Annotated in this window: 22 protein-coding genes and 1 tRNA gene; 13 read left to right on the plus strand and 10 right to left on the minus strand. The window is 72.9% G+C overall.

What is annotated here, in order from left to right; all coding sequences use genetic code 11:
• The 5 genes from OIE12_RS13170 to OIE12_RS13190 all read left to right on the plus strand — a co-directional run bounded on the left by OIE12_RS13170 (nucleotide 1) and on the right by OIE12_RS13190 (nucleotide 3,979).
• Nucleotides 1–1,434 (plus strand): diaminopimelate decarboxylase, encoded by a 1,434-nt coding sequence (locus tag OIE12_RS13170; RefSeq protein ID WP_329141917.1) that lies wholly within the window; start codon nucleotides 1–3, stop codon nucleotides 1,432–1,434.
• Nucleotides 1,435–1,577: 143 nt separating this feature from the next.
• Nucleotides 1,578–1,976 (plus strand): hypothetical protein, encoded by a 399-nt coding sequence (locus OIE12_RS13175; protein WP_329134956.1) that lies wholly within the window; start codon nucleotides 1,578–1,580, stop codon nucleotides 1,974–1,976.
• Nucleotides 1,973–2,902, plus strand: a complete 930-nt coding sequence (locus OIE12_RS13180; RefSeq protein ID WP_329134958.1) for a hypothetical protein — start codon at nucleotides 1,973–1,975, stop codon at nucleotides 2,900–2,902. Before OIE12_RS13175 ends, OIE12_RS13180 begins: the two co-directional genes overlap by 4 nt.
• A 38-nt stretch (nucleotides 2,903–2,940) precedes the next feature.
• Entirely contained in the window at nucleotides 2,941–3,540 is a 600-nt protein-coding gene (locus OIE12_RS13185; protein WP_329134960.1) for a roadblock/LC7 domain-containing protein, read from the plus strand.
• Between the two features lie 64 nt (nucleotides 3,541–3,604).
• Nucleotides 3,605–3,979 carry a hypothetical protein gene (locus tag OIE12_RS13190; RefSeq protein WP_329134962.1) on the plus strand — a complete coding sequence of 125 codons (375 nt, stop codon included), beginning with the start codon at nucleotides 3,605–3,607 and terminating at the stop codon, nucleotides 3,977–3,979.
• 59 nt (nucleotides 3,980–4,038) lie between these two features.
• Here OIE12_RS13190 and OIE12_RS13195 read toward each other — a convergent pair whose 3' ends face one another.
• Nucleotides 4,039–4,560, minus strand: coding sequence for a hypothetical protein (locus OIE12_RS13195; RefSeq protein ID WP_329141919.1), 522 nt, complete (start codon nucleotides 4,558–4,560; stop codon nucleotides 4,039–4,041).
• A gap of 201 nt (nucleotides 4,561–4,761) precedes the next feature.
• The gene (locus OIE12_RS13200; protein WP_329134964.1) at nucleotides 4,762–5,607 is read right to left on the minus strand and encodes a MurR/RpiR family transcriptional regulator; all 846 of its coding nucleotides are present in this window, start codon (nucleotides 5,605–5,607) and stop codon (nucleotides 4,762–4,764) included.
• 167 nt (nucleotides 5,608–5,774) lie between these two features.
• Here OIE12_RS13200 and OIE12_RS13205 point away from each other — a divergent pair, with 167 nt between their 5' ends.
• Nucleotides 5,775–6,185: a hypothetical protein gene (locus OIE12_RS13205; protein WP_329141921.1), complete on the plus strand. Its 411-nt coding sequence runs from the start codon at nucleotides 5,775–5,777 to the stop codon at nucleotides 6,183–6,185.
• A gap of 319 nt (nucleotides 6,186–6,504) precedes the next feature.
• Here OIE12_RS13205 and OIE12_RS13210 read toward each other — a convergent pair whose 3' ends face one another.
• Nucleotides 6,505–7,896: a cystathionine beta-synthase gene (locus OIE12_RS13210; RefSeq protein WP_329134967.1), complete on the minus strand. Its 1,392-nt coding sequence runs from the start codon at nucleotides 7,894–7,896 to the stop codon at nucleotides 6,505–6,507.
• Nucleotides 7,897–8,078: 182 nt separating this feature from the next.
• On the opposite strand from OIE12_RS13210, the gene OIE12_RS13215 reads away from it, so the two are divergent.
• The 3 genes from OIE12_RS13215 (at nucleotide 8,079) to OIE12_RS13225 (ending at nucleotide 11,846) form a co-directional block, all read left to right on the plus strand.
• Nucleotides 8,079–9,101: an SGNH/GDSL hydrolase family protein gene (locus tag OIE12_RS13215; RefSeq protein WP_329134969.1), complete on the plus strand. Its 1,023-nt coding sequence runs from the start codon at nucleotides 8,079–8,081 to the stop codon at nucleotides 9,099–9,101.
• Nucleotides 9,102–9,525: 424 nt separating this feature from the next.
• Nucleotides 9,526–10,746: an acetyl-CoA C-acetyltransferase gene (locus tag OIE12_RS13220; protein WP_329134971.1), complete on the plus strand. Its 1,221-nt coding sequence runs from the start codon at nucleotides 9,526–9,528 to the stop codon at nucleotides 10,744–10,746.
• Between the two features lie 311 nt (nucleotides 10,747–11,057).
• The gene (locus OIE12_RS13225) at nucleotides 11,058–11,846 is read left to right on the plus strand and encodes a hypothetical protein (RefSeq protein WP_329141923.1); all 789 of its coding nucleotides are present in this window, start codon (nucleotides 11,058–11,060) and stop codon (nucleotides 11,844–11,846) included.
• A 59-nt stretch (nucleotides 11,847–11,905) separates the two neighbouring features.
• On the opposite strand, the gene OIE12_RS13230 is transcribed toward OIE12_RS13225, so the two are convergent.
• On the minus strand, nucleotides 11,906–12,217 hold the full coding sequence (locus OIE12_RS13230; protein ID WP_329134973.1) for a hypothetical protein: 312 nt from the start codon (nucleotides 12,215–12,217) through the stop codon (nucleotides 11,906–11,908).
• Nucleotides 12,218–12,318: 101 nt separating this feature from the next.
• On the opposite strand from OIE12_RS13230, the gene OIE12_RS13235 reads away from it, so the two are divergent.
• Nucleotides 12,319–12,549 carry a DUF4287 domain-containing protein gene (locus OIE12_RS13235; protein ID WP_030377516.1) on the plus strand — a complete coding sequence of 77 codons (231 nt, stop codon included), beginning with the start codon at nucleotides 12,319–12,321 and terminating at the stop codon, nucleotides 12,547–12,549.
• 121 nt (nucleotides 12,550–12,670) lie between these two features.
• Here the strand turns inward: OIE12_RS13235 and OIE12_RS13240 are convergent, their stop codons facing one another.
• The 3 genes from OIE12_RS13240 to OIE12_RS13250 form a co-directional block, all read right to left on the minus strand.
• On the minus strand, nucleotides 12,671–13,567 hold the full coding sequence (locus OIE12_RS13240) for a Bax inhibitor-1/YccA family protein (protein WP_030377515.1): 897 nt from the start codon (nucleotides 13,565–13,567) through the stop codon (nucleotides 12,671–12,673).
• A gap of 136 nt (nucleotides 13,568–13,703) precedes the next feature.
• On the minus strand, nucleotides 13,704–14,879 hold the full coding sequence (locus OIE12_RS13245) for a 4-hydroxybenzoate 3-monooxygenase (RefSeq protein WP_329134978.1): 1,176 nt from the start codon (nucleotides 14,877–14,879) through the stop codon (nucleotides 13,704–13,706).
• 119 nt (nucleotides 14,880–14,998) lie between these two features.
• Nucleotides 14,999–15,691 (minus strand): SDR family oxidoreductase, encoded by a 693-nt coding sequence (locus OIE12_RS13250; protein WP_329134980.1) that lies wholly within the window; start codon nucleotides 15,689–15,691, stop codon nucleotides 14,999–15,001.
• 177 nt (nucleotides 15,692–15,868) lie between these two features.
• Between OIE12_RS13250 and OIE12_RS13255 the strand changes: the two genes are divergently transcribed.
• Together OIE12_RS13255 and OIE12_RS13260 are read left to right on the plus strand one after the other, a co-directional pair.
• Nucleotides 15,869–16,789 carry a helix-turn-helix transcriptional regulator gene (locus OIE12_RS13255; RefSeq protein WP_329134982.1) on the plus strand — a complete coding sequence of 307 codons (921 nt, stop codon included), beginning with the start codon at nucleotides 15,869–15,871 and terminating at the stop codon, nucleotides 16,787–16,789.
• Between the two features lie 84 nt (nucleotides 16,790–16,873).
• On the plus strand, nucleotides 16,874–18,166 hold the full coding sequence (locus OIE12_RS13260) for a class I SAM-dependent methyltransferase (protein ID WP_329134984.1): 1,293 nt from the start codon (nucleotides 16,874–16,876) through the stop codon (nucleotides 18,164–18,166).
• An 81-nt stretch (nucleotides 18,167–18,247) separates the two neighbouring features.
• Here OIE12_RS13260 and OIE12_RS13265 read toward each other — a convergent pair whose 3' ends face one another.
• Both OIE12_RS13265 and OIE12_RS13270 read right to left on the minus strand, forming a co-directional pair.
• A complete protein-coding gene (locus OIE12_RS13265; RefSeq protein ID WP_329134986.1) occupies nucleotides 18,248–20,776 on the minus strand; it encodes an ABC transporter permease in 2,529 nt (842 codons plus the stop codon).
• 95 nt (nucleotides 20,777–20,871) lie between these two features.
• Entirely contained in the window at nucleotides 20,872–21,642 is a 771-nt protein-coding gene (locus tag OIE12_RS13270; protein ID WP_329134988.1) for an ABC transporter ATP-binding protein, read from the minus strand.
• 408 nt (nucleotides 21,643–22,050) lie between these two features.
• Between OIE12_RS13270 and OIE12_RS13275 the strand changes: the two genes are divergently transcribed.
• A tRNA-Leu gene (locus tag OIE12_RS13275) sits at nucleotides 22,051–22,137 on the plus strand.
• A gap of 166 nt (nucleotides 22,138–22,303) precedes the next feature.
• Here OIE12_RS13275 and OIE12_RS13280 read toward each other — a convergent pair.
• Nucleotides 22,304–23,692 (minus strand): NAD(P)/FAD-dependent oxidoreductase, encoded by a 1,389-nt coding sequence (locus tag OIE12_RS13280; protein ID WP_329134990.1) that lies wholly within the window; start codon nucleotides 23,690–23,692, stop codon nucleotides 22,304–22,306.
• Between the last annotated feature and the right edge of the window lie 273 nt (nucleotides 23,693–23,965).

The raw sequence follows: 23,965 nt of genomic DNA on the forward strand, positions 1-23,965 counted from the left end.
ATGGAACAGGCCGACGAGGGCCGGGCCGCGCGGGGTGCGCGGGCCGTGGCGGAGAACGTGTGGGGTCCGGCGGCGGACGGTCCGCTGTCCGACGCCGACCGGGAGCGGGTGGCGCGGCGGGACGAGGCAGTGCGGGCCGTCGTCGAGCAGGGGCTGCTCGGGCCGGGCACACCCGTGGCCGGGCTGCTGGACGTGGCCGGGATACGGGAGGCGGCGGCCGAGCTGCGGGCGGCGTTCGAGGCGGTCCTTCCGGCCGGCACGCCGGTGCTGCACGCGTTCGCGGTGAAGGCGGGTCCGCTGGTGCCGGTGCTGCGGCTGCTGCGGGAGTCCGGGATCGGGGCGGAGGTGGCGAGCCCCGGTGAGCTGGCCCTGGCGCGGGCGGCCGGGGTGCCGCCGGAGCGGACGGTGCTGGACTCGCCCGCCAAGACCCCGGCGGAGCTGCGCGAGGCGCTCGCGCTGGGCATCGCCGTCAACGCCGACAATCCGCAGGAGCTGGCCAGGATCGACGGCCTGGTCCGCTCCGCGCCCACCCGCTCACCCCTCGGCATCCGGGTCAACCCGCAGGTCGGGGGCGGTGCGATCGGGGCGCTGTCGACCGCGACGGCGACCTCGAAGTTCGGGGTGGCGCTGCGGGACGAGGGGGCGCGGGAGTGGCTGCTGCGCGCGTACACCGAGCGGCCCTGGCTGACCCGGCTGCACGCGCACGTGGGCTCGCAGGGCATCCCGCTGTCGCTGATGGCGCGGGGCGTCGGCGAGGTGTACGCGCTGGCCGAGGAGATCAACCGGCGGGTGGGCCGGCGGCAGGTCGAGGCGCTGGACATCGGCGGCGGGCTCCCGGTGAACTTCGGCTCGGACGCGTCGACGCCGACGTACGCGGAGTATGCGCGGCTGCTGGCGGAGACGGTGCCGGGGCTGGTGGACGGGCGGTACGGGCTGGTCACCGAGTTCGGGCGGTCGCTGCTGGCGAAGCACGGGGTGGTGGTGGCGCGGGTGGAGTACACCAAGAGCGCGGGCGGGCGCGCGGTGGCGGTGACGCACGCGGGCGTGCAGGTGGCGACGCGGACGGTGTACGCGCCGGGGGCATGGCCGGTGCGGATCGCGGTGTACGACGCGAAGGGGCGGCCCAAGGAGGGGCCGCGGGTGGTGCAGGACGTGGCGGGGCCAGCGTGCTTCGCGGGGGATCTGCTGGCCGAGGGGCGGCGGTTGCCGGTGCTGGAGCCGGGGGATGTGGTGGCGGTGCCGGACGCGGGGGCGTACGGGTTCGCGCACCATTACGCGTACAACGCGTTGCCTCGGGTGGGGGTGTACGGGTACGTCTCCGACGGGGGGCGGGGTGGTGGGGTGCGGTTCGCCGTGGTGCGGGAGGCGCAGACGGTCCGTGACATCGTCACGGAGTCGGGCGGCGCGCACGTCGGCGCGCTGACGGCTCTTTGACTCGCCCCCACGACTCACAGCCGACCCACACTAGTCACCCCTCCGCATGTTCCACCGGAAAATGCCAGAACAGTCACCCCTCGCGCACACGTTGCGTAGCGTCTGCGTCACTCATCCGTACCCGAGGCGGGAGGGGAGCCAGGGTGCCCGGTATCGACGAGTGCCTGCTGGAAGCCATGCGACTGCCCGGCGCGAGAGGCGCCGCGGTGGTCGACTGGACCAGCGGTCTGACGCTGGGCGTCGTCGGGGAATCCCCCGGCGGCGACCACGAGAGGACCGCCGCGGAGGCCGCCGAACTCGCCCGGCTGGCCGCCGAACACCGCTGCTTCGCCCCGGCGGACGGCTCCGACTGGTCCGGCCCCGGCATCCCCGTCGAGGACCTGATCGTCAGCAACAGCGACAGCTACCACCTGCTGCGCTTCGTCCCGACGACGTTCGACAGCAGCGTCTTCCTCCACCTGTGGCTGTCCCGCGTCGAGGGCAACCTCGCGCTGGCCCGGATACGCCTGGGTGAGATGGCGGGCCGGCTGGTGCTGGAATGACCATGGTCGCGACGCCCACCCCGCCCCCGCCCCCGCCGCAGCCCGTGCTGCCGGTGCGGGACCGCACGCGGATACCGGCGGGCAGCCTGTCCCCGATGCTGGTCCGGCTCGCCGCCGAACGGGCCACGGGCGTGCTGATCCGGGAGCGCGGCGCGCTCTACCTGGCCGACGGCCAGGTGGTGCACGCCGAGAGCCCGGACACCCCCGGCCTCGACGTCCTGCTCACCGCGCACGGCCCGCTGGACGCGGAGGGCTGGCACGAGGCGTTCGCCCGGGCCGGGGAGGACGGGCGGGTGGGGCGGTACCTGGTGGACCGGGGCCGGCTGACCACGGGCGCGCTGGAACTGTGCCACCTGGGGGCGCTGTACGACGCCGCGTACTTCGTCCTGGAGCCGAGCAGCGCCCCGGCCCGCTTCCGGTACGGCGACGCCCACTGGCTCGGCCCCGTGCGCCCGGTGCCGGTGGCGGCCGTGGAGCGCGAGACGCTGCGCCGCCGGGCGCTGCTCCACCGCATCTGGCCCGACCCGGCACCGGACGAGGCCCCGCTGGTACGAAGCTCACCGGCGGCCCAACCGGTCGTCCCGCCCCGGCAGGCCGCGGTGCTGCGCCTGGTGGACGGCCGGCGGACGGCGTCGGACATCTCCCGCGCGCTGGGCCGTCCCGCCTTCCACACCCTGGTCGACGTGCACCGGCTGGCCGCCGCGGGCCTGCTCGCCCCGGCGGACCCGCCCGCCACGGCGTACGCCCGTCCCGCACCGCACACGACCACGGGCCCGTCCACGCCGGCCGTGGCCCCGCTTCCGTCCCCGTCCGCTCCGGGCGGGCAGCCCCCCGCGTACGCCGAGGCGCTGCCGCGGGACACGGCCTGCGCCGACCCGCACATCACGCTGCTGCGCCGGCTCCGTGACGCCCTGGAGGCACTGTGATCCGCGCGCTTCGCCAGCGTGCCGAGAGGAGACTGCTGATGGCCGCCGAGGCCGAGGTCCTCGACGAACTGCGCCGGTTGAGGTCCCGCGTACCCCAGCTGACCGGCGCGCTCGCCGCGAGCGTCGACGGGCTCGTGCTCGCCCACGACACCCCCGGCGTCGAACCGGAGGGCGTGGCCGCGCTGACGGCGGCCGCGCTGGGCGTCGCCGTGCGCATGACGGACGCCACCGCGCAGGGCGACTTCCGCGAGCTGCTGGTGCGCGGCGTGTACGGCTACGTCGCCACCTACGCCGCCGGGCGCTCCGCCGTGGTGACGCTGCTCGCCCAGGACCGGGTCAACGTCGGCCGGCTGCATCTGGAGGGGCGCCGGGCCAGTGCCCGTATCGGGGAGCTGGTCGACGCCGCCGCGGTCCGCGCCGAGGCGGCACCGCCGCCCCCGGCCGGGCCGCCGGACAAGCTCCCCGCCAAGCCCCCCATGAGGCCCACCGCCAGGTCCGCCGCCGCGCGGACCCGCACCCCGCGCCCGCCCGCGAACGCTCCACGCTCCACGGCGAACGCGCGCACCGCGGAGAGCGCCACGGAGAACACCACGGAGAACGGCACGGAGAACACCGTGCGGAACACCGCGGAGAACTGACAGACCGACACCTCTCCTGAGCGAACACCCAACGAAAACCGCAACCGAAAGGGATCACCCCGTCATGGCGAACACCGAAACCGCGCTGAAGGAAATCCTCGCCTCGATCGAGGGCTCCACCGGCGCCGCGCTCGTCGACTACACCAGCGGCATGGCGCTCGGCACGATCGGCGGCAGCAAGTCCTTCGACCTCACCGTGGCCGCCGCCGGCAACACCGACGTCGTGCGCGCCAAGCTGCGCACCATGGAGCACCTGGGCCTCAAGGGCGAGATCGAGGACATCCTGATCACCCTGTCCGACCAGTACCACATGATCCGGCTGCTGACCGGGCGCGGCGGCAACGGCCTCTTCCTCTACCTGGTGCTCGACGCCAAGCGCGCCAACCTGGCGATGGCCCGGCACCAGCTGAAGCGGATCGAGGAGTCCCTCGAGGTCTGAGCCGCCACCGGCCGCACCGGCCGCACCGGCCGCACCGGCCGCACCGGCCGGCCCGGCCGTCAGACCAGCGCGGCGGTGCGGCGGCGCGCCCCTCCGGGGGCCGCGTCGCCCGCCGCGATGCCGGTGCGCCGGTAGCCCCTGACGGTCCGGCCCGCCGGGGCGCCGGCGCCCCGGCCGAGCCAGTCGACGCGCACCCACAGGAGCCCGTCGCCACCGCGTTCGAGGCGGCCGAGCCAGGCCGCCTTGAGCCGCAGCCCGGTGCCGAGCCCGGCGAGCAGCATGCCGCCGGCGGCGGGCACGACGAAGGCGGCGCCGAGCGCGAGGAGGAAGCCGAGCAGCAGCCACCAGCGGTGCCCGCGGCGCCAGTTCCGCACGGTGACCGCACGGTCCTGGAGCACGTCGTACTTGCCGGCCCGGGCGGCACCCCGGGCCAGGGCCCGGTACCCCTTGCGGCCGCGCAGGGCGACGACGGCGACGCTCACGAGATACAGCGCGGCCCCGGCCATGACGCCGATCCGGCGTCCGGTCAGCCCCGGCACCAGTACGCCGATGCCCGCCGCGCACACCCCGAGCCACCACATCGGCGCGGCCCCGGCCCGTACGACGACGGCCACCCGGGCCAGCCCGTGGCCTCCGCGCCCCTCGCGTCCGCCCCGCCCTTCCCGCTTCTCCCGGCCTTCCCGTCCCGCGCGCGCCACGCCGTCCTCCCGTCCGTCCGTACCAAGGGGATGTCCGGCACCGCAGGCTAGTGGGACAACGTGAGAACGGCCTGAAAAAGAGCCCTACTCGACGAACAGGCCCCGCCGGGCCGCCCGCACGTCGAACTCCTCCAGGCGCGCCTGGGCCTCCGGCAGCCCGTCGCACATCGCCTCCAGGAGCACCCGGCCGAGCAGCATCGGCGCGCACGCGGTGTCGAAGGCGAGCCCGGTGCCGACGGCGGCGGGCAGCAGTAGGTCGGACACCTTGGCGACCGGCGCGAACGCGGAGTCGGCGACGGTCACGACGGTCAGCCCGGCCTCCCTGGCGTACGCGAGGGTGTCGACGACCTCGCGCGGATGCCGGGGCAGCGCGAAGCACAGCAGCGTGGTGGCGCCGGCGCGGACGGCGGCGTCGACGCGGTCGTGGACCATCGTGCCGCCCTCGTCGAGCAGCCGTACGTCCGGATGGACCTTGGCGGCGAAGTACGTGAAGCCGTACGCCTGCGCCGCCGCCGCGCGCAGTCCGAGCACCGGCAGCGGGCGGCTCGCGGCGAGCAGCCGGCCCGCCTCGCGCACCGGTCCGGGGTCGGCGAGCACCTCGGCGAGATGCCGCAGGTTCTCGATCTCGGCCTCGACGGCCTGCTGGTACTCGTTGTACGAGGCGCTCCCCGCGGGCGCCTCGGCGGGGGCGACCTCGCGCAGATGGCGGCGGAGCGCCGGGTAGCCGTCGAAGCCGAGGGCGACGGCGAAGCGGGTGACGGAGGGCTGACTGACCCCGGCCAGCTCGGCCAGCTCCACGCTGGACAGGAACGGCACCTCGGCGGCGCGGCGGACCATGCTGTGGGCGATGCGCCGCTGGGTGGGCGTCAGCCGGTGCCCCTCGAAGAGCGTCTGCAGCCGCGCGGCGGGGCTGTCGGTCGCGCCACTCATGGTGTGGTCCCCTCGCCGCGTCCTATTCAGGTCCCTGGAATTCTGCATGAACGTATGCAGGGGCGGCAAGGAGGGCCGCCGGGGGGCGGCCACCCCGATCCGGCACTGGGGGGTTCTCCCCAGTGTCACGGCGGCCCGCGCTCCCTACCGTGGTCCCCATGAGCGGTATGGACGCGCGCGACGCAGAACTGAAGAAGGAACTCGACGCCACCCTGCACGCGCGCAGGGAGCTCGGCGAGGAGTACGAGTCCGCACTGGTCGACTCGTTCCTGGAGAAGGTCGACCAGCGCATCGACAGCACGGTCGACCGGCGGGTGCGGCGCCATCTGGGCGAGCAGCAGCTCGTGGTGGCGCGCGGGTCGGGCCGGCCGCGGCCCACGGACTCCTGGGGGGAGCGGTTCGGCTTCGGGGTGGTCTCGCTGGTGCTGGCGATCCCGCTCTCGGCGATCGGCGGCGGGGTCGGCCATCTGCCGGGGCTGGTCACGGCGTGGATCGGCATCGTGGGCGTCAACGTGGCGCAGGTGCTGCGCACCCAGCCGGGCCTCTTCGGCCGTCGCCGGTCCTCCCGGGACGACTAGAAGCCTTTCGCAGGGCGAAAGCTTGCGCGGGGACCGCCAACACCCCCGGGCGACCCGGGGGGCGGGACGACGGCGGTCCCCGCGAGGGACGGCGGCAGCCGGTCAGAACGGGCCGCGCGTCCGTGGCGCCATGGAGGTCCGGGAGCCGCTCCGGAAGCTCGGGACGCCGTACGGTGCCGGCCCGGGCGGGGAGCCGCTCCCGCCCCTTGCCGACATCCACCACTGTGCCCCTCGCGTGTTAAGCGGGTACTGCGCGGACGTGACGCCCGCGTACCACTTCCGCGAAGACCGCGAGCCGGGCGCCCCCGCCCCCTGTTCGCTACTGCTTGCCCGACGTGGCCAGGAAGGCCAGCAGGTCCTGCCGGCTGACGACTCCGGTGGGCTTGCCCTCCACCAGCACGATCGCCGCGTCCGCCGCGCCGAGCACGGTCATCAGGTCGGCCACCGGCTCACCCGAGCCGACCTGCGGCAGTGGGGCGGACATGTGCTTCTCCAGCGGGTCCTCCAGGGAGGCCCGCTTCGCGAACAGCGCGTCGAGCAGCTCCCGCTCGACCACCGAGCCGACGACCTCGGCGGCCATGACGTCCGGATGGCCCGCGCCCGGCTTCACGATCGGCATCTGCGAGACGCCGTACTCGCGCAGCACGTCGATGGCCTGGCCGACCGTCTCGTCCGGGTGCATGTGGACGAGGGACGGGATGTGGCCGTGCTCCTTGTGGTTCAGCACGTCGCCGACGCGGGCGCTGGGGCCGGAGTCGTCCAGGAAGCCGTAGTCCGCCATCCACTCGTCGTTGAAGATCTTGCTGAGGTAGCCGCGGCCGCTGTCCGGGAGGAGGACGACGACCACGTCGTCCGGGCCGAGCCGCTCGGCGACCTTCAGGGCCGCCACGACCGCCATGCCGCAGGAGCCGCCGACCAGCAGCCCCTCCTCCTTGGCGAGCCGGCGGGTCATCTGGAAGGAGTCCTTGTCGGAGACGGCGACGATCTCGTCGGCGACACCGCGGTCGTACGCCTCGGGCCAGAAGTCCTCACCGACGCCCTCGACGAGGTACGGACGCCCGGAGCCGCCGGAGTAGACCGAGCCCTCGGGGTCGGCGCCGACCACCGTCACCCGGCCCTCGCTCGCCTCCTTGAGGTAGCGGCCGGTGCCGGAGATGGTGCCGCCGGTGCCGACGCCGGCCACGAAGTGGGTGATCCGGCCCTCCGTCTGCTCCCACAGCTCGGGGCCGGTCGAGTGATAGTGCGAGAGCGGGTTGTGCGGGTTGGAGTACTGGTCCGGCTTCCAGGCGCCCGGGGTCTCGCGCACCAGGCGGTCGGAGACGTTGTAGTACGAGTCCGGGTGCTCGGGGTCGACGGCGGTCGGGCAGACGACGACCTCGGCGCCGTACGCGCGCAGCACGTTGATCTTGTCGGTGCTCACCTTGTCGGGGCACACGAAGACGCACTTGTACCCCTTCTGCTGCGCCACGATCGCGAGCCCGACGCCGGTGTTGCCGCTGGTCGGCTCGACGATCGTGCCACCCGGCTTCAGCTCGCCGCTCTGCTCGGCCGCCTCGATCATGCGCAGCGCGATGCGGTCCTTCACCGAGCCGCCCGGGTTGAAGTACTCCACCTTGGCGAGGACGGTCGCCTCGATGCCGACGGTGACGCTGTTGAGCCGCACCAGGGGGGTGTTGCCGACGAGGCTGATCATCGAGTCGTGGTATCGCACCGTTGTCTCCGGTCGCAGCGATGGGGAAATGGTCGTGATGGTCCCGCCAGCGTAAGCGCTCCGCTGGTCAGGAGGTTGCCCGCAGCCAGTGCTCACCGTCTGTCCACCTCCCGTCGAGATTGGCCGACCGGCCGTACGGGGCAAGCAGTGGGTGTACGGCTATGAGGAGGTGGCTGCGGAGCATGACGAGCATGTCGAGGGCGCGGGTGGCCCGGCGGATCGCGGCCGGCGCGGCGTACGGCGGTGGCGGCGTCGGGCTGGTCGGCGCGGCCGCGGTGGGCCTGGTGCTGGCGGAGATGCAGCTCGCCAAGCGCCATGTGGGCAACGGGCAGAGCGCGCCTCCGCCGAGCGCGGACGGGCTCTACGGGCGGGCGTTCACCGTGCCCGGTGAGCCCCCGCTGCGGCTGACCATGCTCGGCGACTCCACGGCGGCGGGGCAGGGCGTGCACCGGGCGCGGCAGACGCCGGGCTCGCTGCTCGCGGCCGGGCTCGCGGCGGTGGCGGAGCGGCCGGTGGAGCTGCGCAACGTGGCGGTGACGGGGGCGCGGTCGGACGACCTCGAACGGCAGGTCGGGCGGGCGCTGGACGACCCGGCGCGGGTGCCCGACGTGTGCGTGATCATGATCGGCGCGAACGACGTCACCCACCGGGTGCCGCCGACCCGCTCGGTGCGGTGCCTGGCGGCGGCGGTGCGGCGGCTGCGGACGGCGGGGGCGGAGGTCGTCGTCGGCACGTGTCCCGACCTCGGGACCATCGAGCCGGTGCAGCAGCCGCTGCGGTGGCTGGCCCGGCGGACCTCGCGGCAGCTGGCCGCGGCGCAGACGATCGGGACGGTGGAGCAGGGCGGCCGCACGGTGTCGCTGGGCGATCTGCTGGGCCCCGAGTTCGAGGCGAACCCGCGGGAGCTGTTCGGCCCCGACAACTACCACCCCTCGGTGGAGGGGTACGCGACGGCGGCGATGGCGGTACTGCCGACGGTGTGCGCGGCGCTGGGGCTGTGGCCGGAGGAGGAGCGGCCGGACGCGAGCCGGCGCGAGGGGTTCCTGCCGGTCGCCCGTGCGGCGGCGGAGGCGGCGTCGGAGGCGGGCACGGAGGTCGCGGCGGCGATGCCGGTCGGCCCACGGGGGCCGTGGGCCCTCCTCAAGCGCCGCCGCCGGCGCCGGGTGCCCGCCCCGGACCCCACCCCGGCCGAGGCCCCCCACTAGGGGCTCCGCCTCCGGGCCCCGGGAAGGGGGGACTGCGTCCGGCGGGCAGGTGCGGGTCCGTGGTGGTTGGTCGCGCCCGCGCGGCGGAGCCGGCAGATCCAACACAGCCCCGCGCCCCTAACGGGGCGCCCCGTTAGGGGCGCGGGGAACTGCGCGAGCAAGCCGCACCGGTCCGCACTCGGTCGACAACCCCGCCCACCCCACCCCACCCCTCACCGACCCACCCACCCCCTCCACCTCCCCCCCCGGGTGAAGGACGGGAAGGGTAGGGGCGGCGGGGGTGAAGAAACTCACCGGCAGCCAAAGCAAGCGCTTGGAAAGTGCGGCCCGTGTCACACGCCGGCAACCGTGACCTCAGCCATACGGACGGGTAGCTTCCCAATCAGCCCTGCCCGCCCACCCCCGTGAAGCCAATGGAGCCGTGATGCCCGAAGCCGTCATCGTCTCGACCGCCCGCTCCCCCATCGGCCGCGCCTTCAAGGGCTCCCTCAAGGACCTCCGCCCCGACGACCTCACCGCCACCGTCATCCAGGCCGCCCTCGCCAAGGTCCCGGGTCTCGACCCGAAGGACATCGACGACCTGATGCTCGGCTGCGGCCTCCCCGGCGGCGAACAGGGCAACAACCTCGGCCGCATCGTCGCCGTACAGATGGGCATGGACCACCTGCCCGGCTGCACCGTCACCCGCTACTGCTCCTCCTCGCTCCAGACCTCCCGCATGGCCCTGCACGCCATCAAGGCCGGCGAGGGCGACGTCTTCATCTCGGCCGGCGTCGAGATGGTCTCCCGCTACACCAAGGGCAACTCCGACAGCCTCCCGGACACGCACAACCCGCTGTTCGCCGAGGCCGAGGCCCGCACCGCCGCCACCGCCGAGCAGGAGGGCGCGACCTGGCACGACCCCCGCGAGGACGGCCTGGTCCCCGACCCGTACATCGCGATGGGCCAGACCGCCGAGAACCTGGCCCGCCTCAAGGGCATCACCCGCGAGGAGATGGACGAGTTCGGCGTCCGCTCGCAGAACCTCGCCGAGCAGGCCCTCGCCAACGGCTTCTGGGAGCGGGAGATCACCCCCGTGACGCTCCCGGACGGCACGGTCGTCAGCAAGGACGACGGCCCCCGCCCCGGCGTCACCATGGAGGGCGTCGCCGGCCTGAAGCCGGTCTTCCGCCCCGACGGCCTGGTCACCGCCGGCAACTGCTGCCCGCTCAACGACGGCGCCGCCGCGGTCGTCATCATGAGCGACACCAAGGCCCGCGAGCTGGGCCTGACCCCGCTGGCCCGGATCGTGTCCACCGGCGTCTCCGGTCTCTCCCCCGAGATCATGGGCTACGGCCCGGTCGAGGCCAGCAACCAGGCGCTCAAGCGCGCGGGTCTCGGCATCGACGACATCGACCTCGTCGAGATCAACGAGGCCTTCGCCGCCCAGGTGATCCCCTCCTACCGCGACCTGGGCATCGACCTGGACAAGCTGAACGTCAACGGCGGCGCCATCGCCGTCGGCCACCCGTTCGGCATGACGGGTGCCCGCATCACCGGCACGCTGATCAACTCGCTCCAGTTCCACGACAAGCAGTTCGGCCTGGAGACGATGTGCGTCGGCGGCGGCCAGGGCATGGCCATGGTGATCGAGCGCCTCAGCTGAGACGGGGGGCGCGCACTGCGCCCCGCCACCCCCGCGCACGCCGTCACGCGCCCGCGCACGTACGGCCCGGAGTTCCGCTTCCACACGGCTCCGGGCCGTTTTGTGATCCAATCTCCCCCATGATGTGACCTATCTCGCTCCTGTGAGAGATACCCCCAGGTCACAGCGGTCGGCACGCTGCCCCAGAGTCCCCGGGCGCCCCATGAGTTGTCCGGTTCGTGACGTTACGCACTGACAGCTCGATAGTCCGCCCTTCAAGCTGATGTAGGAAGTCGGGGGTCGACCGAACCGGGAGTACGTCCGTGAGCGCCATGCCGATTGCTCTGCTGCTCACCACGGCCACCACCGCGGCCGTGGGTGTCGCCGCCCTGCGCAGCCTCAAGTCGCTGCGCCGGCAGGTCGCGGCCCTGCACACCGAACTCGCCGAGAGCCGTGCGGCGCACGCGTCGGCCGTCGTGCCGGCCGCGCGCACCGCGGCGGACACCGACGAGATACGCGCCGCCGTGGCCGAGGCCCTGGCCGAGGAGCGGGAGCGGGAGCTGGCCGAGGCCCGCGCCTTCTGGGCCGCCCAGGAGGCCCGTGACATCGACGCGCCCCCGATCCTGGGCGGACTGCCCGGCGGTGAGCTGTTCCTGCCCCGCCAGGCGGACCTCGCCGGCCTGGAGCACGAGGCGCTGGAGCCGGTGACCGAGCCCCCGCTGGAGGAGGGCGAACCGGCCGTCGATCCGGCCGAGCTGGCCGCCGCCCGCCGCCGCCACCCCTCGCACCCGGACTTCGTGCCGGGCCCCTCGCCCGTCGTCGGCGACCACGAGCGCACGGTCGCGTGTCTGGAGGAGCTCGCCGCCTCCCGTACCGCGCTGGCCGACGTCCGCCCGGGCCCGCTGGGCACCCTGGACGTCTACGTCTTCGCCGACGGGACGACGCTGTGCATGACCCCGGGCCACCGCGAGACCGCGGAGCGCCTGGCGGTCGCGCTGCACGCGGGCGGGACCCCGGTGCTGCTCGGCGGTTCGGGCGTCTCGGGCGCGTACAGCCTGACGTTCGAGTGCGGCGAGGAGAGCGTGTACATCCTGGCCGACCGGGTCATCGCTTCCCTCTGAGCCTCACTCTGAGCGCTTCGGGGGCGCCCGCGCGCTCCCTCACGCCCCGCCGCACCGCTTCACACCCCCGCGCGCTGCTGGGCCTCCGCCACCAGGGTCATCGCCCGGTCCAGCGCCTCCTCGTCCTCCAGTACGAGGGCCAGATCCTGTCCGGCGACGGTGATCTGGTCCGCCGCCGCGAACATGCCCGCGTCCGGCATCTCCCGGGGGGTCGCCGAGGGCTCCTCCAGGAGCTGGGCACGCCGTGCCAGTTCCCTGGCCAGCCCCAGTGCCTCGGCCGCCGCCCCGCGCTGGAGCCGGCTCTGCGGGGCGGCCCGCAGCCGGTCGGCGAAGTGGTCCACAGCCCGCGTCAAAGGCGTCGTATCAAGCACGGCGCGAGCGTACGCGTCCGGACGGGACTGTTGCCAACGGGCGAACGCTCAGGCACGGTGACCTGAAGGACCGGATTCATCGCTCGCGTCCGGAGGCGCCGATGTCCCAAGTCTTCTCCGCAGAGACCCATCGCAATCTGCTCGCCCGTATCCCCCACTGCACCGGTCGTGAGGTCGCCGACTGGCTGCGCACCGTCGAAGAAGGCCCCGCCCTCGTCCGTTTCGAGGAGAAGGTCAGCTGGCTCCGCAGTGAGCACAACCTCGCCTACGGCCACGCCAAGGCGCTCGTCCACGAGTACGACCTGCGCCGGGCCGCGCGCAGACTGCTCTGACCCGCCGCCGGTCCCCGCTCCCCGCCACCGCCGCATACGGAAGGGCTCCGTACGGTCGTCGCTTCGACCGTACGGAGCCCTTCGGCGCGTTGTGCCGCGCGTCGGCGCGGTGTGCCGCGCGTCAGTCGCTGCTGCTGAAGATCGCCACCAGCCGCAGCATCTCGATGTAGATCCACACCAGGGTCATGGTCAGGCCGAACGCGGCCAGCCAGGACTCCTCGCGCGGGGCGCCGTAGGCGATGCCGTCCTCGATCTGCTTGAAGTCGAGCGTCAGGAAGAACGCGCCGAGCAGGATCGCGATGATGCCGACGATCGCGCCGAGCGGACCGAAGCTGCGCAGCCCGCCGTCCTCGGCGACGCCGAAGGCGACCAGCAGCAGGTTGACCGCCAACACCGCGATGAAGGCGACGGCGATGGCCATGCCGATCCGGGCGTACCGCGCGGTGACCCGGATCCAGCCCGCCTTGTAGACGAGCAGCGTGGCGCCGGAGACCGCCATGGTGCCGAGCACCGCCTGGAACGGGGCGCCGCTCCAGCGCGAGTTGAACATCTCGCTGAACACCCCGAGGAAGACGCCCTCGAAGGCGGCGTACCCGAGGATCAGCGCGGGCGAGGCCTTGCGCTTGAAGGACTGCACCATCGCCAGGACGAAGGCGATGAGCGCGGAGCCGATCGCCAGGCCGTAGCTGGTGGTGGAGACCGGCAGCAGGGCCCAGGCGAGCGCGGCGCCGACGGCGACCGTGCCGAGCGTCAGGGCGGAGCGCGAGACGACGTCGTCCATCGTCATCCGGCCGGGGGCGGCCGGGGCCTGCGGCGGGGCGCCCTGGCCGTACTGCTGGGCGTAGGGGTTCTGGGCGTACGGGTTGCCGCCCTGCGGGGCGTACGGGTTGCCCTGCGCGTAGGGGTTGGCCTGCGTGCCGACAGCGGGGCCCCCGGCCTGCGGCGCGGTGTTGAAGCCGGCGTAGCCGTTGTCGCGGCTGAACCCCCGTCGCGAGAAGACCGGGTTGCTGCTCCTCATTTCACTCCTCCATGGCCACCCTGCGCGGCCTTGGCCTCAAGGGTAATGGCTTCGCAAAAGATTGACTCTACTGCTTGGGGAGGATCTTTCCCCCGCGCTGTCACCGTACGCGCCGGGTGTGACATCGCAGGGGCGGTCAGTCGAACGGGAAGCCCGTGTAGGCCTCCGCCAGATCGGTCTCGGCGGCGCGGGAGCCGGCGATCCGGTCGAGGCGGGCCACCTGGAGGCGGTTCTCGAAGGGGGTGGCGCCGGGGGCCGGGTGCAGCAGCGTCGTCATGTCGTAGCTGAACCGCTCGGCCTGCCAGACCCGGCGCAGACAGGTCTCGGAGTAGGCGTCGAGCCGTTCGCTCGAACCGGTGTCCCGCTGGTGGACGAGGGCGCGGGCGAAGGTGACGACGTCGCCGACGGCGAGGTTGAGCCCCTTGGCGCCGGTCGGCGGCACGATGTGGGCGGCGTCGCCCGCGAGGAAGAGGCGGCCGTGGCGCATGGGCTCGTGGACGAAACTGCGCATCGGGGTGACGGACTTCTGGGTGACCGGCCCGCGCTCCAGCCGCCAGTCGTCGGCGGTCTCGAAGCGGCGCTCCAGCTCGTCCCAGATCGCCTCGTCGGTCCAGGTGGCGGCGTCGGTGTCCGCGGGGACCTGGAGGTAGAGCCGGGAGACCGAGGGGGAGCGCATGCTCAGCAGGGCGAAGCCGCGGTCGTGGCGGGCGTAGACCAGCTCGTCGTGGGAGGGGGCGACGTCGGCGAGGATGCCGAGCCAGCCGAAGGGGTACGTCCGTTCGAACACCCGGGTCAGCTCTTCGGGGATCGCCTTGCGGGCGACGCCCCAGAAGCCGTCGCAGCCGACGACGTAGTCGCACTCCAGGACGTCCTCGCGCCCCTCGTGCCGGAACCGCACGAGGGGCGCGTCGGTGTCGGCGCCCTCCACGGCGAGCGCCTCCGCCTCGAACAGCAGCGGGCCGCCCTCGGCGAGCTGGAGTGCGATGAGGTCCTTGCAGACCTCGGTCTGCGCGTAGACCATCACCGCGCGGCCGCCGGTGAGACCGGGGAAGTCCACGCGGTGACGGCGGCGGTCGAAGCGGAGTTCGATGCCGTCGTGGCGCAGCCCCTCGCGGTCCATCCGCGCCCCGGCCCCGGCGGCGCGCAGCACGTCGACGGTGCCCTGTTCGAGGATGCCGGCGCGCTGGCGCTGCTCGACGTAGGCGCGGTCGCGGCTTTCGAGGACGACCGAGGCGATGCCGGCGTTGTGGAGCAGACGGGCGAGGAGGAGACCGGCGGGGCCGGCTCCGATGATGCCGACGGTGGTGCGCATCGGGCGTTCCCTTCGGGGGCGGGACGGGTCGGGTGGGCGGAACGGTCCTGTTCGCCAGGTGAAATTCTCTTCACTTGAGTTGACCCGAGTTTCCGGCCCGGAACGCCTTCTGTCAACGGTCAGGCGGGCTGGCCCAGGGGCCGGACGGTCAGGGTGTTGAGGTCGACGCCCGCCGGCTGGTCGAGGGCGAAGCCGACGGCCTCGGCGACGGGCTGGGGGGACAGGGCGAAGGGGGGAACGCCGGCGCCCCGCCAGAAGGGTGTGTCGATCATGCCGGGGTTGACGAGGGTGACGCCGACGCCGCGACCCGTGGCGTGCAGGCGCAGGTTCTCGGCGAGCCCGGTGGTGGCCCACTTGGTGGCCGAGTAGAGGTTGGCGGGAGAGTTCTTCAGCCCGGCGACGCTGCCGATGAGCACCAGCCGGCCGCCGGCCGCCTCGAGGTGGGGCAGGGCGGCGTGGGCGAGCAGGGCGGGGCCGAGGACGTTGGTGAGGACCATCGGCGCCCACGACGTCGGGTCGCCGGCCCCGATGGAGTCACCGGTCATGAACCCGGCGTTGGCCACCGCCGCGTCGAGGGCGCCGAAACGCTCCACCGTCCGGGCCACGGCCGACTCGGTGGCCGCCCAGTCGGCCGCGTCCGCGACCAGACCGAGCAGCCGGTCGGCGTGACCGGTCTCGTCCAGGAAGGTCTTCAGTTTGCTCTCGTCGCGGCCGGTGACCGCCACCCGGTGGCCGCGGTCGAGGAGCAACCGCGCGGTGTGGGCGCCGATGCCGCTGGTCGCGCCGGTGATCAGTACGGTCCTGCTGGACATGGTCGTGCTCCCGATGAGGTGTGAGGGGGTGAAGGCGGACGGCGGTCGCGTCGAAGCGGCGCCGCCGAAGTCCGCCGACCCCCACGAAACCGGCGCCCTCGGAGGCGGACAAGGCCGCCTTTATAGGGGGTACAGACGCGACCTCCCTCCCGGCCGGGGCGTGAGTACCGTGGACGGATGGCCGCCCCCTCCGAAGACCGCACCGGTGATCCCGCCGCCGGCAACCGCGCGGAGATCCGCGACTTCCTCGTCAGCCGACGCGCCAAGCTCCTGCCCGAGCGGCTCGGACTGCCCACCGGCCGGCGCCGAAGGGTCCCCGGACTGCGGCGCGAGGAGGTCGCGGCCCTGGCCGGCGTGAGCACCGAGTGGTACACCCGGCTGGAGAAGGGCCACATCGGCGGCGTCTCCGAGGAGGTGCTGGAAGCGGTCGCGCGGGCGCTGCTCCTCGACGAGGACGAGCGCACCTACCTGCGCGAACTGGCCAGGGCGGCCCGCCCCGCCCGCCGCGCGCCGCGACACCGCGCGGACGTCACGCTCCCGCCCTCCGTCCAGTGGATGCTGGACTCCATGACCATGGCCCCCGCCTTCGTGCGCAGCGGCCGGCTGGACATCGTCGCGAGCAACGCCCTGTGCAGGGCCGTCTACGCGCCGATGTTCGACAGCGGCACCACCGGGGAGCGGGGCCGCGCCAACTTCCCCCGCTACTTCTTCCTCGACCCCGGCTCCGCCGACTTCTTCGTCGACTGGGAGGAGGGCGCGCGGGCCACGGTCGCCGTGCTCCGCGCCGAGGCCGGGCGGAACCCCCACGACCGGGCCCTGCGCGAGCTCGTCGGCGAACTGTCCACGCTCAGCCCGGACTTCCGCACCATGTGGGCCAGTCACGACGTCCGGATCCGTCACGAGGGCGTCAAGCGGCTGAACCATCCCCGGGCCGGCCGGCTGGAGCTGACCTTCCGCGATCTGCACCTGCCCCTGCCCCAGCGGGCGGTGTACGACCTGATCATCTACGCCGCCGAGCCCGGAACCCCCTCGGAGGAACGCCTCGGACTCCTCGCCGGCGTGAATCATGGCCGGTACACGTATTTTGCCGAGACATAACTCCAACGCGGGAGTGTGTCTGAGCCCGTCCGGTGTTTACGTGGTGTTCGTCGTTCCGGGACCGGACTCACGGAGGTGCACGCCATGGCAGACGCCGCGTCGCGGCTGAAGGGCCTCATCGAACAACTGCTTGCCACCCCGCTCCCCATCCGTATCCGTGCCTGGGACGGCTCGGAGGCCGGCCCGCCCGACGCCCCCGCCCTCGTCGTCCGCAACCGCCGCGCCCTGCGCCGTCTGCTGTGGAAACCCGGTGAGCTGGGCCTCGCCCGCGCCTGGGTCTCCGGCGACCTCGGCGTCGACGGCGACCTCTACACCGCGCTCGGCCTGCTCTCCGGCCTCCTCTGGGAGCGCGGCGAGGACGCCCGTACGCTCGCCCAGGCGCTGCGCGACCCCGAGTTCCGGTCCGCCGCCCGCGGGCTGTTCGCGCTCGCCGGGCCGCTGCCGCCGCCCGCCCCGCCCCGCGAGGAGGTCCGCCGGGTCCGCGGCCATCTGCACACCAAGCGCAGCGACCGCCAGGCGATCAGCCACCACTACGACGTCGGGAACGACTTCTACGAACTCGTCCTCGGCCCCTCCATGGTCTACTCCTGCGCCTACTGGGAGTCCCCCGACTCCACCCTGGAGCTGGCCCAGCGCGACAAGCTCGAACTCGTCAGCCGCAAGCTCGCCCTGAAGCCCGGTCAGCGGCTGCTGGACGTCGGCTGCGGCTGGGGCTCGATGGCGGTGCACGCCGCCCGCGAGCACGGCGTGCACGTCGTCGGCGTCACCCTCTCCCAGGAGCAGGCCGCCCACGCCCGCAAGCGCGTCGCCGACGAGGGCCTCACCGACCGCGTGGAGATCCGCGTCCAGGACTACCGGGACGTCAAGGACGGCCCGTACGACGCCATCTCCTCCATCGGTATGGCCGAACACGTGGGCGCCAAGCGGTATCTGGAGTACGCGCAGGACCTGTACGCGCTCCTCGCGCCCGGCGGGCGGCTGCTGAACCACCAGATCGCCCGGCGCCCGCTGCGCGACGAGTCGGCGTACGACGTCGACGAGTTCATCGACGCCTACGTCTTCCCCGACGGCGAACTCGCCCCGATCGGCACCACGGTGACGCAGTTGGAGCGGGCCGGCTTCGAGGTCCGCGACGTGGAGTCGCTGCGCGCGCACTACGCCCTCACGCTGCGCCGCTGGGTGGCCAACCTGGAGGCCCAGTGGGTGCGGGCCAAGGAGCTCACCAGCCCCGGCCGGGCCCGCGTCTGGCGGCTGTACATGGCCGCCTCCGCGCTGGCGTTCGAACGCAACCGCATCGGGGTCAACCAGGTCCTCGCCGTGCGCACCCCCGACTCCGGCGACTCGGGGATGCCGCTGCGGGCCCGCACCTGGAACTGAGCGCGAGCGGTACACGGCGAAGGCCGCCCCGGGTTCCTCCGGAGCGGCCTTCGCCGTGCGCCGTGCACGCGCGCGTGCGGGCTACTCCGACTTGATCGCCGTCAGCATGTTCAGCCGGGCCGCGCGGCGGGCCGGCCACAGCGCGGCCAGGATGCCGACCAGGCCCGCGAGGAGCAGGAAGACCGCCATCCGGCCCCAGGGCAGGATCAGTTCGTACGTCGGCATGCTGGTGCTGAACAACTGTCCGGCCGCCCAGCCGAAGAACACGCCGAGCCCGATGCCGAGCACCCCGCCGAAGAGCGAGATGACGAGCGACTCCAGCCGGACCATGCGCTTGATGCCACGCCGGTCCAGGCCGATCGCGCGCAGCATGCCGATCTCCTGGGAGCGCTCGAAGACCGACATGGCCAGGGTGTTGATGACGCCGAGGACGGCGACGATGACGGCCATGGCGAGCAGCCCGTAGAGCATGTTCAGCATCAGGGTGAACATCTGCGCGATGCCGTCGGAGATGTCCTTCTTGTCCTGGACCTGGATGCCGGGGTTGTCGCCGAGCGTCTTCTCCAGCCGGTCCTTGGCCCCGTCCGAGGCACCACCGGAGGTGCTGACCATGACCAGCGTGTCGGAGACGTCGTCCAGGTGCGGGGTGACGGTGGCGTCGTCCACCATGATGTCGCTGAACATCTCGTTGCCCTGGTAGACCCCGGCCACGGTCAGCGTCTGCCTGGTGCCGTCCTCGAAGCCGGCGGGAAGGCGCGAGCCGGTCTTCCAGCCGTGCTCCTTGGCGCTGTCGTCGTCGATGACGATGTGCGTGCCGTCCACCCGGAAGGTGCCGCTCTCCATGGTCAGGTCGGTGAGCTTGCCGATGGTGGCGCCGTTGACGCCGGTGAGGTCCTCGGTGTGGCCGTCGACGCGAGCGGGGACGTTGCGCAGCGGGCTGACGCCGGTGACGCCGTCGGCCGACCCGAGCTTCTTCTCGACGTCCGGGGAGAGCATGTTGCCGTTGGCCAGGGAGACGACGTAGTCCGCGCGGATCGAGGAGGACGCCATCTTGTCGATCGCGCTCTGCACGCTGCCCGCTATCACCGTCATGCCGGTGATGAGGGTCAGTCCGATCATCAGCGCGGAGGCGGTGGCGGCGGTGCGACGCGGGTTGCGCACCGAGTTCTGGCGGGCCAGCCTGCCCGCCATGCCGAAGACGCGCAGCACCGGGGCCGCGGCGGCGATCAGCGGGCGGGACAGCAGCGGGGTGAGGACGAAGACACCGATCACCAGCAGGACGGCGCCGAGCCCCATGGGGGCCTGGCCGTCGGAGCCGCTCAGGGTGGTCCCGTAGAGCACGGTCGCGATGCCGGCCCCGGCCAGCAGCGAGCCGAGGGTGTTGCGGACGACGAGGGACTTGGTGGTGGCCTTGGCGTGCAGGCTGCTCATCGCGGCGACCGGCGGGATCTTCGCGGCCCGGCGGCCGGGCAGCCAGGCGGCGACCATGGTGACGAGGACACCGACGGCCAGCGCGGCCCCGACCGTACCCGAGGTGATCACCAGCGGGCCGTCCGGGACGGCGGCGCCGAAGGTGCCGATCAGGGCGCGCAGCCCGGCCCCGATGCCGACGCCGACGAGCAGCCCGGTCACGGCGGCGACCAGGCCGACGACGAACGCCTCGATCAGCACCGAGCGGGTGACCTGACGGCGGGAGGCGCCGACCGCGCGCAGCAGCGCGAGCTCCTTGGTGCGCTGGGCGACCAGCATGGTGAAGGTGTTGGCGATGATGAACGTGCCGACGAACAGCGCGATCCCGGCGAAGACCAGCAGCCCCTGCTTGAGCCCGCTCATCGAGGAGGCGATCGCCTCCGCCTGGTCGTCGGCGAGCTTCTTGCCGGTGGTGGTCTCGACGGTGTCGGCGGGCAGCGCCGCGTCGAGGGCGGCGCGCAGCTGCGTCTGGCTGGTGCCGGCGGCGGCCCTGACGTCGATCTCGTCGTACGTGCCGGGCTTGCCGAAGAGTTTCTGGGCGGTGGCGGTGTCGAAGAGGGTCAGGCTGCCGCCGGCGGCGACGTTGCCGTCGTCGGTGGTGAAGATGCCGGTGATGCGCGGCGTCAGCACGGGGCCGTCGACCGACATCCGTACGGTGTCGCCGACGTGGTAGCCGGCCCGGCGGGCGGTCTCGGAGTCGACGAGGATCTCGTTCGCGCCGCGCGGGGCGCGACCCTCGGTCAGCGGGTAGCGGGGGTCGTCGGTGCCCCAGTAGTTGCCGCCCTGGGACTGGAAGCCGTTGCCGATGAGGTCGCCGTCCTTGTCGGCGAGGGCGGTGAAGCCGCTGACGACGCCGGTCGCGGAGCGGGCGCCGTCCACGCCGGCGGCCTTCTTCAGAAGCGCGTCCGTCAGTTCGGGCTGCTTGGCGAGGGTGTCGCCGCTGTCCTCGCGGCCCTCGGCCCGGACGGCGACGTCGACCTGGTCGAAGCCCTTGGCGGAGCTCTTCTGGTAGGCGTCCGAGATGGTGTTGGTGAAGACGAGGGTGCCGGAGACGAAGGCGACGCCGAGCATCACGGCGAGGACGGTCATCAGCAACCGCGCCTTGTGCGCGAAGACGTTGCGCAGGGCGGTACGGAACATGGGGCTACTCAGTCCAGTAGAGGGGAGTGGGGCAGGACGGGGGGGCGCGCGCCGGCGGCGCGGGCCCGCGCGCGGGGCGCGCGGGTGCACCGGCGTCAGCTCGTGCGGCCCTTGACGTCGAACCGCTTCATGCGGTCGAGCACCGCGTCCGCGCTCGGCTCCCGCATCTCGTCGACGATGCGTCCGTCGGCCAGGAAGACGACCCGGTCCGCGTAGGCCGCGGCCACCGGGTCGTGCGTGACCATGACCACCGTCTGCCCGAGTTCGCGCACGGAGTTGCGCAGGAAGCCCAGCACCTCGGCGCCCGAGCGGGAGTCGAGGTTGCCGGTGGGCTCGTCGCCGAAGATGATCTCCGGCTGGGAGGCGAGTGCCCGGGCCACCGCGACGCGCTGCTGCTGGCCGCCGGAGAGCTGGCTGGGCCGGTGCCCGAGCCGCCCGGACAGGCCGACCATCTCGATGACCCGGTCCAGCCACTCCTTGTCGGGCCTGCGGCCCGCGATGTCCATGGGGAGCGTGATGTTCTCCAGCGCGTTCAGCGTGGGCAGCAGGTTGAACGCCTGGAAGATGAACCCGATCTTGTCCCGGCGCAGCCGGGTGAGCTGCTTGTCCTTGAGCGAGCCCAGTTCGGTCTCGCCGATGCGCACGGAACCGCTGCTGAACGAGTCGAGGCCGGCCACGCAGTGCATCAGCGTGGACTTGCCGGACCCGGAGGGGCCCATGATCGCGGTGAACCGGGCCTGCGCGAAGTCGACGGTGACCCGGTCCAGGGCGACCACCTGGGTCTCGCCCTGTCCGTAGACCTTCGACAGTTCCGTGGCGCGGGCGGCCACACCGGTGGTCCGGTCGGCGAGGGGGAAGGTGGTCACGGGAGGGTGCTCCTGTCGGGACGGCGGCGAGGGGTACTCCTCCATGCTCCGTTCCGCGCGGCCCCGTGGAGTCCCCCGCCCGTCCGGTTCTCGTGGCCCCCTCTGGGCTGACCCGGCGGCCCGGCGTCATACCTCAGAACGACCCGGCCCCCGGGAAAGCGGTTGCTCACCCTGTCGTCGGGGCCTCGCGCGGCCCTGCGAACCCGTCCCTCGCGGCGGTGAAATTACGTCATTCCGTCTGCCTCGCCGACGCCCGCCGACAAGGCTGGTGGCAAGTGCGGATGGCCCGTACCGGGTGCTGATGCTCCCTCAGGCGCCAATAAAATAAGACAACATGGCCTTCCCCGGCCGCTGTTCGAGTGACGCGTCCCGATAGGCTCGGAGCACTCTATGCGGAGCCCACGGCCTGCCCGGATGGTGGAAAGCAGACACGGCGAGCTTAAACCTCGCTGCCCGTACGCGGGCGTGCCGGTTCAAGTCCGGCTCCGGGCACCATCCCCGTCACCACCCAGCGCCGACGACGCCCGTGCGTCCGGCGCTTTCCTCTCCTTCTCCCCCCTGCGGTGGCGCCGGTGTCCGGGCACGGCGAAGGGGCCGTCCGCACCACGGATGGCGGACGGCCCCTTCGGGGGTACTGCGTGGTGCCGGAAGTGCCGTGGCGTCAGGACGCCTTGGCCTTCTCCTCCGGCTTCGCGGCCGCCGCGGCCACGGGGGCCGGCTTCGCGGCCTCGTAGAACTCCTCGCGCGGCGTCTCCATGGCGCCCAGGGACACGACCTCGCGCTTGAGGAACATGCCGAGGGTCCAGTCGGAGAAGACGCGGATCTTGCGGTTCCACGTCGGCATCGCCATGCCGTGGTAGCCGCGGTGCATGTACCACGCCAGCCGGCCGCGGAGCTTGATCTTCATCTTGCCCATGACGATCATCGCGACGCCCTTGTGCAGGCCCAGACCCGCGACCGCGCCCTTGTTGGCGTGCTCGTAGTCCTTCTGCGGGAAGCCCCGCATGCCGGAGATCACGTTGTCGCCGAGGACCTTGGCCTGCCGCAGCGCGTGCTGCGCGTTCGGCGGGCACCAGGCGTTCTCGTTGCCCGCCTTGCGGCCGACGAGGTCCGGGACCTGGGCGTTGTCGCCGGCGGCCCAGATGTAGTCCGTGCCCTGCACCTGGAGGGTGGGGGCGCAGTCGACGTGGCCGCGCGGGCCGAGCGGCAGCCCGAAGCGGGACAGCACCGGGTTCGGCTTGACGCCGGCGGTCCACACGATGGTGTTGGAGTCGACCTCGAGGCCGTTCTTCAGGACGACGTGGCCGTCCACGCAGGAGTTCATGGAGGTCGAGAGGTAGACCTCGACCCCGCGGCCCTCCAGGTGCTCCTTGCCGTACAGGCCGAGCTTGGGGCCGACCTCGGGGAGGATCTTGTCGGCGGCGTCGACGAGGATGAACCGCATGTCCTCGCGGGAGACGTTGCGGTAGTACTTGGCCGCGTCCCGGGCCATGTCCTCGACCTCACCGATGGTCTCCGCGCCGGCGAAGCCACCGCCGACGAAGACGAAGGTGAGCGCCTTGCGGCGGACCTCCTCGTCGGTGGTCGAGTCGGCCTTGTCGAGCTGCTCGAGGACGTGGTTGCGCAGGCCGATGGCCTCCTCGATGCCCTTCATGCCGATGCCCTGCTCGGCGAGGCCGGGGATCGGGAAGGTGCGGGAGACCGCGCCCATCGCGATGACCAGGTAGTCGAACGGAAGCTCGTACGCCTCGCCGACGAGCGGCGAGATCGCGGCGACCTTGCGGTCCTGGTCGATGGACGTGACCCGGCCGGTGAGTACCTCCGCCTCCTTCGGCAGTTCGCGCCGCAGCGGGACGACGACGTGCCGGGGGGAGATGCTGCCGGCGGCGGCTTCGGGGAGGAAGGGCTGGTAGGTCATGTACGACCGGGGGTCGACGACCGTGACGGTCGCCTCGCCGTAGCGCATCTTCTTGAGAATGCGCCGAGCTGCGTACAGGCCTACGTACCCACCGCCTACTACGAGGATCCTGGGACGCTCCGTGGTGCTCATGCCATCGAGTATCCACCCAGCCCAGGGGGGTCGCTCGTGCGCCCCTTCACAAGCTTGCCCGGGGTCTCTGCTACACTGCGCCGCCCACGTGACCCACACCATGGGCCGGAACGGGAACCACGGTATACCGGCGGACGTTGTCAAGGGCCCGTGAGCAGCCACTTGAGCCTCCACAGGGTGCGAACAAGGGTTGCGTGCGGCGTCGGTCGGCCCCCTCCGGGACGCTCGGGCGAGCGGGCCGGGTGGCCCGGTGAGCCACCCGAACGGCCCTGG

This window comes from Streptomyces sp. NBC_00670 (genome assembly GCF_036226765.1).
In the GTDB taxonomy this organism is placed as follows: Bacteria; Actinomycetota; Actinomycetes; order Streptomycetales; family Streptomycetaceae; genus Streptomyces.